General features: G+C 71.5%; 10 protein-coding genes. 4 read left to right on the top strand and 6 right to left on the bottom strand.

Annotation, left to right across the window (positions count from 1 at the left end):
• Positions 1–202: 202 nt before the first annotated feature.
• The 3 genes from ftsH to ABZ664_RS18965 all read left to right on the top strand — a co-directional run bounded on the left by ftsH (position 203) and on the right by ABZ664_RS18965 (position 4,185).
• Positions 203–2,110 (top strand): ATP-dependent zinc metalloprotease FtsH, encoded by a 1,908-nt coding sequence (gene ftsH / locus ABZ664_RS18975; RefSeq protein WP_362510951.1) that lies wholly within the window; start codon positions 203–205, stop codon positions 2,108–2,110.
• A gap of 120 nt (positions 2,111–2,230) precedes the next feature.
• The gene (locus tag ABZ664_RS18970; protein WP_362510948.1) at positions 2,231–3,580 is read left to right on the top strand and encodes a phosphoribosyltransferase family protein; all 1,350 of its coding nucleotides are present in this window, start codon (positions 2,231–2,233) and stop codon (positions 3,578–3,580) included.
• 146 nt (positions 3,581–3,726) lie between these two features.
• On the top strand, positions 3,727–4,185 hold the full coding sequence (locus ABZ664_RS18965) for a cation transporting ATPase C-terminal domain-containing protein (RefSeq protein WP_362510945.1): 459 nt from the start codon (positions 3,727–3,729) through the stop codon (positions 4,183–4,185).
• A gap of 6 nt (positions 4,186–4,191) precedes the next feature.
• Here the strand turns inward: ABZ664_RS18965 and ABZ664_RS18960 are convergent, their stop codons facing one another.
• From ABZ664_RS18960 to ABZ664_RS18935, 6 genes are all read right to left on the bottom strand, one after another.
• Positions 4,192–4,767, bottom strand: coding sequence for a hydrogenase maturation protease (locus ABZ664_RS18960; protein ID WP_362510942.1), 576 nt, complete (start codon positions 4,765–4,767; stop codon positions 4,192–4,194).
• A gap of 25 nt (positions 4,768–4,792) precedes the next feature.
• Positions 4,793–6,079, bottom strand: a complete 1,287-nt coding sequence (locus tag ABZ664_RS18955; RefSeq protein WP_362510939.1) for a Ni/Fe hydrogenase subunit alpha — start codon at positions 6,077–6,079, stop codon at positions 4,793–4,795.
• A complete protein-coding gene (locus ABZ664_RS18950; protein ID WP_362510936.1) occupies positions 6,069–6,860 on the bottom strand; it encodes an oxidoreductase in 792 nt (263 codons plus the stop codon). The genes ABZ664_RS18955 and ABZ664_RS18950 overlap by 11 nt, the downstream gene beginning before the upstream one ends.
• Positions 6,860–7,678 (bottom strand): FAD/NAD(P)-binding protein, encoded by an 819-nt coding sequence (locus ABZ664_RS18945; RefSeq protein ID WP_362510933.1) that lies wholly within the window; start codon positions 7,676–7,678, stop codon positions 6,860–6,862. Before ABZ664_RS18945 ends, ABZ664_RS18950 begins: the two co-directional genes overlap by 1 nt.
• Positions 7,666–8,739, bottom strand: a complete 1,074-nt coding sequence (locus ABZ664_RS18940; protein ID WP_362510930.1) for a 4Fe-4S dicluster domain-containing protein — start codon at positions 8,737–8,739, stop codon at positions 7,666–7,668. Before ABZ664_RS18940 ends, ABZ664_RS18945 begins: the two co-directional genes overlap by 13 nt.
• Before the next feature lie 124 nt (positions 8,740–8,863).
• The gene (locus ABZ664_RS18935; RefSeq protein WP_362510927.1) at positions 8,864–9,550 is read right to left on the bottom strand and encodes a CBS domain-containing protein; all 687 of its coding nucleotides are present in this window, start codon (positions 9,548–9,550) and stop codon (positions 8,864–8,866) included.
• Positions 9,551–9,870: 320 nt separating this feature from the next.
• On the opposite strand from ABZ664_RS18935, the gene ABZ664_RS18930 reads away from it, so the two are divergent.
• Positions 9,871–12,012, top strand: coding sequence for a glycosyl hydrolase family 65 protein (locus ABZ664_RS18930; RefSeq protein WP_362510924.1), 2,142 nt, complete (start codon positions 9,871–9,873; stop codon positions 12,010–12,012).
• Positions 12,013–12,038: the final 26 nt, after the last annotated feature.

Here is a 12,038-nt window from a genome sequence, read left to right as displayed (position 1 = left end):
GAAACACGGTGTGGGCGGGATGGATGTGTCTGTTGCTCGCCTTGCCCGCGGCCTACCCAAAAAAGGATTTATGTCATGATTTCGGGTCTTTAGGCCCTGCACGGCCCCCGCCGGGTGGCTGAAAACTGGCAGGTGAGGGGCACATCGGGGAGGCCAGGTGGTGATCACGCGAATCCGGCCGCATGGCCGGCACAGTCGGCACATGACCGGTAAGGCGAAGCCCGGACCGCCGAACGAGCCCCCGCCGACGCCCCCTTCGTCCTCCCCGCCGCCTACCGGCTGGCGGCGCTGGCTGCCGACGATCGGCATGCTGATCGTCGCGCTGTGGTTGCTGGTGCCCCTGCTGTTCACCGGGCCGTCGAACGCGTCGTACCCCTACAGCGATTTCGTCGCCAAGGTGAGCACGGGACAGGTCAAGGCGGTGACGATCGACGATCAGGGCGCGGTGTCGGGCACGCTGAGCAACGGAACCACCTTCACCAGCCAGATCCCCACCGCGCTCAACGCCGGTCGGCTGGAGGAGCAGCTTCGCTCCAATCACGTCCAGATCACCGCGACGCGAGCGGACAACTCCCTGATCTCGCTCCTGGTCGGCTTCCTGCCGCTGGTACTGCTCATCGCCCTGTTCGGCTGGATGGGAAGAAAAGCGCAGCAGTCCATGGCCGGTGGCATGGGAGGTTTCGGCCGGTCGAAGGCGAAGATCATCGAGGCCCAGCGGCCGGCGACCCGGTTCGGCGACATCGCCGGTTACGACGGCGTCAAACAGGAGATCAGCGAGGTGGTGGACTTCCTGCGTGCCCCCGCCCGGTACGCGGCCGCCGGCGCGAAACCACCCCGAGGAGTGATCATGGTCGGTCCTCCGGGAACGGGCAAGACGCTCATCGCCCGGGCGGTGGCCGGAGAGGCGGACGTTCCCTTCCTGTCGGTCACCGGCTCGGCGTTCGTGGAGATGTTCGTCGGCGTGGGCGCCTCACGAGTCCGCGACCTCTTCGACGAGGCGCGTAAACGCGCCCCCTCGATCGTCTTCATCGACGAGATCGACGCCATCGGCGGCCGGCGTGGCAGGGCGATCGCCGGCAACGACGAACGCGAGCAGACGCTCAACCAGCTGCTGGCCGAGATGGACGGCTTCGACCAGGGCAGCGGGATCGTCGTCCTGGCCGCGACGAACCGGCCGGAGACCCTTGACCCGGCCCTGCTGCGTCCCGGCCGTTTCGACCGGCAGGTCACCGTCCCCCTGCCCAACCAGGCCGAACGCGCGGCGATACTGGCCGTTCACGCGGCCGGCAAGCATCTGGCCCCGGACGTCGACCTCGGCGTGATCGCCCGTGCCACTCCGGGATTCTCCGGCGCCGACCTGGCCAACCTCGTCAACGAGGCCGCGATCAACGCGGTCAGGGCCGGCCGCACGACCATCAACGCCAGGGATCTCGACGCGGCACGCGAGCGGGTGCTGCTGGGACGGCGGGAGACGACCAACGCGCTGCTTCCCCAGGAACGCCACTCGGTGGCCGTGCACGAGTCCGGGCACGCCCTGCTCGCCACGCTGTGCGAGCAGGCCGACCCGGTCGCGAAGGTGACCATCCTGCCCGCCGGCCTGACACTCGGCGTCACCGAGCAACTGCCCGAGGCCGAACGGCATCTCTACAGCGAGACCTACCTCACCGATCTGCTCACCGTGCGGCTGGGCGGCCGGGCCGCGGAACTGGTCGTCTTCGGTGAGGGCTCCACCGGCGCCGCCAACGATCTCGCGGCCGCCACGCAGATCGCCACCCGCATGGTGCGCGACTTCGGCCTGTCACCCGCGCTCGGTCCGGTCGGCTACTCTCCCGCGGGCCCTCAGTTTCTCGGCGAGGACGGTGAGGATCTCCAGCGCAGGCCGTACTCGGAGCGGACGCAGCAGGTCATCGACGAGGAGGTCGCCCGCCTGATCCGCGAGGCCGAGAAACGCGCGGTCGACCTGCTGAGGGTGCACCGTGGCGCCCTGGACCGGCTCGCCACGATCCTGGTCGAGAAGGAGACGGTCGACGGTGCCGTCGTCGGCGGCGTGCTGCGCGACGAGCGGCAGGCGCATCCGGACCTGAACACCGCCGACGACGTCACTGTCTGAGAGGGGGACGTTTCCCGCATACAGGGAGGTGAATCGGGACCTTCAGCCCTATCGCCGGCGTGATTTTCCCATCGACGCTGGTGAATGGGGTGTGGTTTCGCGGATTGCGAGGTGGACGGGGTGTTCGTCGATCGCCATGAGGCGGGAATGCGGCTGGCCGAGCGACTGCGCGGGCTCGTCGATGTCAAAAACACCGGGAACACCGGGCACGCCGGGGACACAGTCGTCGTGGGACTGCCCAGAGGGGGAGTGCCGGTGGCGTTCGAGGTGGCCAAGGCCCTCGGCGCCCCGCTGGATGTGATCATCGTCCGCAAGCTCGGGGTGCCGTTCCAGCCGGAGGTCGGGTTCGGTGCCCTCGGGGAGGGAGGGGTACGCGTCGTCGATCGCGACATCGTGTGGCGCGCGAATCTGACCGAGGAGGAGATGGCCGCGGTGGAGGAGCGGGAGCGCGCCGAGCTCCTGCGCCGCGGTCGCCACCTGCGAGGTGAGCGCGCCCCGGCGGATCTGACGGGCCGCACGGTGATCGTGGTGGACGACGGTGTCGCCACCGGCGGAACGGCTCGTGCCGCCTGCCAGGTGGCCCGTGCGCGCGGGGCCTCCCGAGTGGTGCTGGCGGTTCCGGTCGGAGCGCCGAGAACGATCGAGAGCCTGCGTGAGGTCGCCGACGAGGTGGTCTGCCTGCGAACACCGCACGCCTTCTACGCGATCGGTGCCTGGTACCTCGATTTCAGCCAGGGCACCGATGACGAAGTGGTCGAGTTGCTGCGGCGGGCCGAAGCCTGGGGCGGCAGGGGTGAGGAGAACGCGGGGGGAGGCGATCCTCCCGGCCCGGCCGAGGAGGTCTGGGTGGACGCCGGCCGGGTCCGGCTGCCCGGCAGGCTCGTCGTTCCCGAGAACCGCGCGGGGGTGGTCGTGTTCGTGCACGGCAGTGGCAGCAGCCGCCACAGCCCGCGCAACCGGTACGTGGCCTCGACATTCAACCGCGCGGGTCTGGCGACGCTGCTGTTCGACCTGCTCACCCCCGAGGAGGAGTTCGACCGGGGCAACGTGTTCGACATCGGGTTGCTGGCGGAAAGACTTGTCCGGGTCACAGGCTGGCTGGGGGATCAGCCTGAGGTGGCGGGCGTCCCGATCGGTTATTTCGGGGCCAGCACCGGAGCCGCGGCCGCGCTGTGGGCGGCGGCGGAGCCGGGCTGCGAGGTCGCCGCCGTCGTCTGCCGGGGTGGGCGGCCCGATCTGGCCGGTCCGCGACTTCCCGCGGTGCGGGCGGCGACCCTGCTGATCGTGGGAGGCCGCGACGAGGTGGTGATCGACCTCAACAGGGCGGCACAGGAACGGTTGCTTTGCGAGAACCTGCTCCGGATCGTCCCCGGCGCCGGTCACCTGTTCGAAGAGCCTGGAACGCTTGAGAGCGTCGCGGCTCTCGCACAGGAGTGGTTCGCCCGCCACTTCGGCCCACCGGTGAGCTGAGAGGCATCGCAGCCACCTCGCCGAGGCGAGCCGTGCCGCTCGGCCGTGCCCCGGCCCGGATGCCTGAGGGACCTTGGCCTCTAACGCGCCGGCGGCGCGAGCGCCCAGGATCTGAACAGGACCAGGGCGCGAGGTAAAGGGAGCCGATGATGGTTGCGACGGCCCGCCTGGGCGGCGCGGCCCGGCTGGACGTCGCCCATGCGAGCCCTGGACGCAGCGACTGGTTCGTCGAGTCCCTCGCCACCCAGACCTTGGTGATCTTCGCCATCCGTACCCGCCGCGTCCCGTTTCTGCGCAGCCACCCCAGCCTGCCCCTGCTGCTGGCAGCCCTCGGCGTCGTCGGTGTCGGTGCCCTGCTGCCGTCCACCCCGGTCGCCGGCGCACTCGGCTTCCAGCCCCTGCCCGCCCTGTTCTTCCTCGCGCTGGCCGTCATGGTGATCGTCTATCTGGTTCTCATCGAGTTCGGCAAGCGGTGGTGCTACCGCACCGTGCCCGCCGCACCTCCCACCCGCCCGCGCCCTCCCGGTCACCGCGTCCACCGCCGCGCGAGCCGGTTCGGCACCCCGGAGCCCGTCGCGTCCGCCGAATCCGCGAAACACCCGTGATCCGGTTCAACGGGGCCGCGTCGGCTCCGAGCGGACAAGCTCGGTCACCGTCTTGGACACGGTCTCGGCGAGCCGTTCGACGGCGAGTCCGACGGCGGGCGTCACCGGGGCACCGAGTCCGAAGTCGGCGCCCTCGACGGTGTGGAGCACGAGCTCACGAGGCAGGCGGCCGAGGGTACGGCCGAGCGCGAGCGCGTCGGCGATGCCCAGGGCGTGTGAACTGCCGTGCCGGACGGCGGGCGGCGTCCAGCGGTCGCCTCGGGCGCGGGGGCCGGAACCGAGGACGGCGCGGCGGCCGGTCGTGCCCGGAGGCGCGCCGGAGACCACCGTGTCGATCACGATCGCGAGCCGGGCGCCGGTCCACGCCTCGATCAGTTCGGCGGGGTCGCCCGCGTTCTCCAGCACGGTGACCCGCGCCGGGAGCGTGCCGCGCAGCAGCCGGGCCACCAACAGCCCTGCGGCGTCGTCTCCCCGGAACTCGTTGCCGATCCCGACGATGACGACGTCGGCGGTGGCGGCGGCGACGGGGGCGACGGGGGCGACGGGGGCGACGGGGGCGACGGGGGCGACACGGTCGCACATGGGCCCTCCCGGGTGCGGATCGGCCTCACCGGTCCAGGTGAAGGCGCAGGAAGTGGGTCGAGCAGGAGATGCACGGGTCGTGGTTGCGTACCGTCCGCTCACACAGTGCCGACAACTCCTCCTGTGGCAGGCCGAGGCGGGGCTCGATGAGATGACGCAGATCCATCTCGATGCGGGCCTGGTTCTGCGAGGTCGGAGGCACGATGTCGGCCTCGGTGATCAACCCGGCGCGGTCGATCCGGTAGCGGTGGTAGAGCGTGCCGCGCGGAGCCTCGGAGACGCCGTTCCCGACCCCCGGGCGTGGTTCGACCGCAATGGCCGGCGCGTCCGGTTCGGTGTAGTTCTCGATGATCCGCAGTGCCTCCTCGCAGGCGTGCAGGACCTCCACCGCCCGGACCACGATGCTGCGGAAAGGGTTGCGGCAGACGGGGCCGAGCCCGGCGTCGGAGGCGGCCGAGCGGGCCAGGGGGGAGAGCAGGTGGGCGTTGAGGGCGTATCGGGCCAGTGCGCCCACCAGGTAGCCGGTGTCTCCGTCGAGCCGCGCGTGCAGGGCGGTGGAGTGCGGCACCTGGTCCTCCACGACGTGGTCGGGCCAGTCGGCCGCCGCGAACTCGGTGCCGTCGCTCACCGCGATCGAGCCGGACAGGATGGCGTACTCGGCCGGATGGCGCAGGGCCAGGAAGCGGTAGTCGTGTTCCACCTCGGGAAAGTCGAAGCCGGCCACCCAGCCCACCGTCTCCAGCGCCGCGTCGCGGGCCCGGCGCAGCCGTTCGGCGAGCGGGGCGAGCTCGGCGCGGGCGGGCACCCGGTAGAAGCCGCCCACCCGCACGTTGACCGGGTGGATGGCCCGGCCCCCGAGGGCGGCCACCAGCTCGTTGCCGGTCTTCTTCAGCGCGAGCCCCCGCTCCACGGCGTGGCGGTGGTCGGCCGCCATCGCCACACCGCTGTCGTAGCCGAGGAAGTCGGGGGCGTGCAGCAGGTAGATGTGCAGGGTGTGCGACTCGATCCACTCGCCGTAGTACATCAGCAGCCGCAGGTCCCGCAGCGGCCCGGCCACCTCCGCCTCGCAGGCCGCCTCGATCGCCTGGCAGGCGCTCATCTGGTAGGCCACCGGGCAGATGCCGCAGATGCGGGCGGTGATGTCGGGAGGTTCGGTGTGCGCCCTTCCGCGCAGCAGGGCCTCGAAGAAGCGGGGCGGCTCGTAGATGTTCAGCTCCACGTCGGTGACGCGGCCGTCGCGGGCGCGCACCAGCAGCGAGCCCTCGCCTTCCACCCGGGCCAGTCCGCTGATCCTGAGCGACCTATGCGTCATCGACGGCCTCCTCGGCTGCCTGAAGGAACGGTTCCTCGGTGGCGTTGAACGTCCGGTAGACGCGCACCAGCTCGGGGGTGCTCATGCCGAGCTCTCGCAGCCGCGCGTTGAGCGCCCGGGCGTTGGGGCTCTCCATCGGGCCGAAGCAGCCGTAACAGCCCCGGTTGAACGCCGGGCAGAGCGCTCCGCAACCGGCCTGGGTGACCGGGCCCAGGCAGGGGGTTCCGTGGGCGACCAGGACGCAGATGTTGCCCCGGGCCTTGCACTCGACGCAGACGCTGTGGCCGGGCACGAAGGGGCGGCGCCCGGCCAGGAAGGCCGAGATGACCTCCAGCAGCTGCCGCCTGTCGATGGGGCAGCCGCGCAGTTCGAAGTCCACCGGCACGTGGGCGGAGATCGCGGTGGAACGCTCCAGTGTGGCGATGTAGTCGGGCCGGGCGTAGACGACGGAGAGGAACTCCTCGACATCGGCGAAGTCGCGCAGCGCCTGGATGCCTCCCGCCGTCGCGCAGGCGCCGATCGTCACCAGGTGCTTGGAGACGCGGCGTACGTGCCGGATCCGGCGAAGATCGTCTGGGGTGGTGATCGACCCCTCGACGAGTGACAGGTCGTACGGCCCGGGCCCGACCGCGCTCGAGGCCTCCAGGAAGTAGGCGATGTCCAGCTCGGCGGCGACCGAGAGCAGCTCGTCCTCGCAGTCCAGCAAGGTGAGCTGGCAGCCGTCGCAGGAGGCGAACTTCCACACCGCCAGCCGCGGGCGCCGGGGCGCGGGCCGGGCCATCACAGCTCCGGAACCGCGAGCAGCCCGGCCGCGCGCTCGTAGCTCAGTACGGGGCCGTCCAGGCAGGTGAGCAGCGGGCCGAGCTGGCAGTGGCCGCAGCGGCCGACACCGCACTTCATGTCGCGCTCCACCGACAACGCCACCCGCCCGGCGGGCACACCCCGCCGTACCAGCCGATCCGCGGTCTCCCGCATCATGAGTTCGGGGCCGCATACGAAGGCGAAGGTGCGGCGAGGCTCGAAGACGATCCGGTCGATCAACCGGGTGACCAGCCCCACCGGCCCCTTCCAGGCGTGGTCGGGATGATCCACGATGATCTTGACGTCGATGTCGTGTTCGTCGCGCCAGCGGGCCAGCTCACCCGGATACATCAGGGTCGCGGGGGTGCGGGTGCCGACGATCAGGCTGACCCGCCTGTACCGGGAGGCGTGGGCGGCCAGCTCGCGGATCACCGGTCTCAGCGGGGCGAGGCCGAGGCCGCCGGCCGCCACGACCACGTCCAGCCCGGCCGCCGCCGGCAGGTCCCACGACGTGCCGTACGGGCCGCGGACCCCCACGACGTCACCGGGGCGCATCCGGCACAGCGCCGCGCTGACCGCGCCCACCGCGCGGATCGTCTGCACGTATCCGCCGGAGCGGGCGCGGCCGCTGATCGAGATCGGTATCTCCCCGACACCGGGGGCGTACAGCATCGTGAACTGGCCGGGCAGGAACGGCAGGCAGTCGCCCTGGAGCGGTCTCAGCGTCAAGGTCACCGTGTCGGCCCGGTCCGGGCGGCGCGACCGGACGCGGTAGGGCACCGGCGTCATAGGATGCATCCCAGCTCCTCGGTGACGTCGATACCGGTCGGGCACCAGGTGATGCACCTGCCGCAGCCCACGCAACCGGACATGCCGAACTGGTCGTACCAGGTGGAGAACTTGTGCGTCAGCCACTGCCGGTAGCGGGCCGGCCCCGAGGCGCGTACGGGGGATCCGCCGACCTCGGAGAAGTCCAGGGTGAAGCAGGAGTCCCACAGTTCCGTCCGCTCCGCGACGGTGCCGGTGAGGTCGGTGGAGTCCTCGACCGTGGTGCAGAAGCAGGTGGGGCAGGCCATCGTGCAGTTGGTGCAGGCCAGGCAGCGGGAGGCGACCTCGGCCCAGCGCGGCGAGTCGTGGGCCGCGGCCAGGCGCTGCTGGATGTCCGTGGTGTCCACCTGACGGCCCATCCGGGTGGCGGCCAGCCGTGAGACCTCCGCCGCGGCGGCGAGGTCGTCGTCGGTGCAGGGCCGGTGCGGGAGCGCCGCGGCGATCCGCGAGCCCTGCTCGCTTCCCGTCTCGACCAGGAACCGGTGCGGGCCGCTCAGCTCGGTGAGCGCCAGGTCGAACCCGCTGGTGGCCTTAGGCCCGGTGCCCATGGAGACGCAGAAACAGGTGCCGCCGGGCACCGCGCAGTTCACCGCGACGAGGAACAGCGCCTCACGACGCCTGCGGTAGGCCGGATCGGGGTGCCTGCCGCCGAGGAAGACCCGGTCCTGGACCGCTATCGCGGCCAGGTCGCAGGAGCGCACGCCCAGCAGGGCGATCCGGGGCGCCCGCTCCTCGACCTCCTCCACCGTCTCGCCGTACGTCCGAGACAGCCTCTGCCGGGGCGGCTGGGTGTAGCGTTTGGCCGAGTCGGGGCTCGCGGCGAAGCCGAAGACCAGCTCGTCGTCCCGCTCGGTGAGCCGGTAGTGGCCGGGGCGCTGCTCGTCGCCCCGTCCCGCGGGGAGTTGGGCGGAGCAGGAGAGCTCGGCGAACCGGATGGCTCCGTCCCGTGCCGTGGGACCGACCACGGTGAAGCCACGCGAGCGCAGCTCGGTGATGAGTGCTTCCAGCGAATCTGTCACAACGGTGCTCATGAGCCGTTCCCCCCGGTCCCCGCTGTTGTCATGCTGCCGTACGAGGGCTCCACCTCCTGGTGGGAATCGCCGTACGGTGAGGTGCCGGTTCGCGAACCTCGCGATCGGCGGGTGGTGCGGCGGCTCAGGCCCCGCCCCAGATGATCGAGAGAGGTACGACGTCGTCCTGCCGCCAGGTGAGCTCGTTGGTCACCTTGACGACTCCGTTGAGGTTTCGTGCCTTCTGCGCGAGGGTGACGGCCTGGCTGTGCTCGTCCACCTGCCCCGAGAGCCGCACGAGGCCGCCTCGGACCTCGATCCCGACGCCTGCGGGATCCATTCCCAGCTCGTGGACGACGAGGTCCTCGCGGATGCGGCGCCCGATCTCGTCGTCGCTGCGGACGAAGACCTTGATCAGGTCCCGGCGGCTGACGATACCGGCCAGCCTGCCGTCGGCGCGTACGACCGGCAGTCGTCTCACCCCGTGCAGGTCCATCACGCGAGCGGCGAGCAGCACGGGGGAGTCGGCGGTGATGACGACGGCGGGGCGGCTCATCAGCTCGCCGGCGGTCTCACCCGCGGCCTTTCCCCGCAGGCCCCCCTCGCCGCTCATCCGGTGACGCAGCCACGCGCGAAGCGGCGGCCGGTAGTGTTCGCAGTGGTAACGCTGTTTGAACTCCTCCTTGCGCAGCAGGTCGGTCTCGGAGACGACGCCGAGTACGCGGTCGTCCTCGTCCACCACCGGTACCCCGCCGACGTCGGTGGCGATGAGGAGTTCGGCGACCTCGCGGAACGCGGTGTTCTCCCGCACCGTGGCGACCTCGGTGCTCATAACATCCTTAACAGTCATTTTCATGACAAACCCCCGCATATTTCTAAATGTTCACGTTATGGCGTGCCGGGGGTCGTGAGCAGAGCCGAAGGTCCTTCACGGCGTGGCCGGACGGCCCGATCCACCGCCAGGTGTCCCGGCCCGGGACCCGAGGTCCCCGGTCCGGGCAAGGATCCGATACCCGCCGGCGGCAAGCCTTGACGGGACGAAAGTCCTTTTCGACCGGGGCGGAAGGCTCTGCCGCGACGGCGGGGACCACGAGAACCTGTGGTGGCCGCCGTAGCCGCTCCCGGCGCCGGCGCGAGGCGATATGGGAGCCGATGGACGACCCGGACCGCCGATGGCGTGATCGCACCTTCGCGGTGGTGTTCGACCGGTGCGCCACCGGTGTGCCGCACGGGGCTCGCGACGGGCGGGTTCCCCGGGTGGACGACGATCCGGCGTGGACGATCCGCGAGACGGGCACCGATCCGTCGCGGCACCGGGTGACCGAGACGCTCTTCACCCTCGGCGCCGGAGGTTTCGCCACCCGAGGGTCGGTGGAGGAGTCCGTCCCCGGATCGGTTCCGCTGGTGCTCGCCGAGGGGATCTACACCGGGACCGGATCGGGGCAGCACCTGCTGCCGGGTCCTCAGTGGACCGGGCTCGTCCTGCGCCCGCCTCCCGAGGAGGACCTGCGCGTGCTCGACCTGCGCGGTGGCGTGCTGGTCCGGGAGGAGATCGGCCACACCTGTCCGGTACGGACGCTGCGATTCGCGTGCGTGAGCCGGCCCGGGGTGGTGGCGATGCGCGCCGAGGCGGGCATCGGGCGGCTGCGGGCGGGGCCGGCCCTGCGGTCGCCCCCGGAGGGCCAGGTCACCGAAGGCCGGCTCGACGGCCACACCTGGTCGCGCGTCACCGCCGACCACGCGGGTATGGCCGCCGTGGCGACGCAGCGTACGGGCCGTGACGGCGAGGTACGCACCCTGGAGCGGATCGTCGCCTACACGGCCGACCCCGCTCGCCGGCCGGTGCCGCGCGACGCCGTCGCGGCGCTGGAGGCGGCCAGAGGGCTCGGCTTCGACCGGCTGCTCGCCGAGCAGCGGGCGGCGTGGGCCGCACGCTGGGGGGCCGTGGACGTCCGCATCCCCGACGATCCCCAAGCGCAGCTCGCCGTACGGTTCGCGCTGTTTCACCTGTGGAGCGTTGCCGGGCGCGGTGAGGAACTGGCCGTCGGCGCGCGAGGGCTCTCGGGTGGCGGCTACGCCGGTCACGTCTTCTGGGACACCGACGTGTTCGTCCTGCCCGCCCTGGTGAGCATTCATCCGGCCGCGGCCAGGGCGATGGTCGTCTACCGGCTCCGCCGCCTGGCCGCGGCGCGGGCCCGCGCCGCGGCCCTGGGTCTTTCCGGCGCGCGCTTCCCCTGGGAGTCCGCCGCCACCGGAGAGGAGGTGACCCCCGCCCGAGGGTGTCTGGGCGGCGAGCCCCTCGCCATCCTCACCGGGCGGATGGAGGAGCACATCACCGCCGACGTCGCCTGGGCCGCCGCCCACTACGCGCGCTGGAGCGGCGACGGCGCCTTCCTGGCAGGACCCGCGCGCCCTCTCATGATCGAGACCGCCCGCTACTGGGCGTCGCGCTGCCGGGTGGACGAGGAGGGGCGGGCCCACATCGGGGAGGTGATCGGGCCGGACGAGTACCACGAGGCGGTGACGGACAACGCGTTCACCAACGTGATGGCCCGGTGGAACCTGCGGCAGGCGGCCGACCTCGTCGCCTCCGGCTGTGCGGAGGGCCGCCGGTGGCGCGCGCTCGCCGACCGCCTGGTGGACGGCTACGACCCCGCCTCGGGAAGATACGAGCAGTTCGCCGGATATTTCCGGCTGGAGCCGCTCACGATGGAGGGAATCGCCGTCCCTCCGGTCGCCGCCGACCTGCTGCTCGGCCACGAACGGCTCGCCGCCACCCAGATCATCAAACAGCCCGATGTCCTCATGCTTCACCACCTGGTGCCCGAAGAGGTCGAGGCGGGCTCGCTGGAGGCGAATCTCGACTTCTACGGCCCCCGTACCGCCCATGGCTCGTCGCTCTCACCGGCGATCACCGCCTGCCTGCTGGCCAGGGCGGGCCGCCCTGAGGAGGCGCTGGGCCTGCTGCGCACCGCGCTGGTCCTGGATCTGGACGACCTCACCGGGACCACGGCCACCGGCCTGCACATGGCCACGTTCGGGGGTGTGTGGCAGGCGCTGCTCACCGGCTTCGCGGGAGCGAGGGTACGCGAGGGAATCCTGTGCCTGGATCCCCGGCTTCCCGCGTCGTGGGGAAGCCTGGGCGTGCGATTTCGGTGCCTGGGCCGCCGGGTGCGGCTGGAGATCACCCCGGAGGCGGTCGACGTGCGAACCGACGGAGCGCTGCGGGTACGGCTGGGTGCGGGCGACCCGCGGGAGGTGGTCGGCTCCGCCCGCCTGCCGCTGGGCCGATGACGCCGGAAAAAGGGAGGGGAGTGGAC

Origin of the sequence: Streptosporangium sp. NPDC006930 (genome assembly GCF_040635605.1) — a bacterium.
In the GTDB taxonomy this organism is placed as follows: domain Bacteria; phylum Actinomycetota; class Actinomycetes; order Streptosporangiales; family Streptosporangiaceae; genus Streptosporangium.
This window is presented reverse-complemented; position numbering and strand designations above follow the sequence as displayed.

What these genes read in the sequence shown, in the direction of transcription:
- ftsH (WP_362510951.1), top strand. Translation starts at nt 203, where the DNA reads ATGACCGGTAAGGCGAAGCCCGGACCGCCGAACGAGCCCCCGCCGACG.
- ABZ664_RS18940 (WP_362510930.1), bottom strand. Translation starts at nt 8,739, where the DNA reads ATGAGCACCGTTGTGACAGATTCGCTGGAAGCACTCATCACCGAGCTG.
- ABZ664_RS18950 (WP_362510936.1), bottom strand. Translation starts at nt 6,860, where the DNA reads ATGGCCCGGCCCGCGCCCCGGCGCCCGCGGCTGGCGGTGTGGAAGTTC.
- ABZ664_RS18930 (WP_362510924.1), top strand. Translation starts at nt 9,871, where the DNA reads ATGGACGACCCGGACCGCCGATGGCGTGATCGCACCTTCGCGGTGGTG.
- ABZ664_RS18960 (WP_362510942.1), bottom strand. Translation starts at nt 4,767, where the DNA reads ATGTGCGACCGTGTCGCCCCCGTCGCCCCCGTCGCCCCCGTCGCCCCC.
- ABZ664_RS18945 (WP_362510933.1), bottom strand. Translation starts at nt 7,678, where the DNA reads ATGCATCCTATGACGCCGGTGCCCTACCGCGTCCGGTCGCGCCGCCCG.
- ABZ664_RS18965 (WP_362510945.1), top strand. Translation starts at nt 3,727, where the DNA reads ATGATGGTTGCGACGGCCCGCCTGGGCGGCGCGGCCCGGCTGGACGTC.
- ABZ664_RS18955 (WP_362510939.1), bottom strand. Translation starts at nt 6,079, where the DNA reads ATGACGCATAGGTCGCTCAGGATCAGCGGACTGGCCCGGGTGGAAGGC.
- ABZ664_RS18935 (WP_362510927.1), bottom strand. Translation starts at nt 9,550, where the DNA reads ATGAGCACCGAGGTCGCCACGGTGCGGGAGAACACCGCGTTCCGCGAG.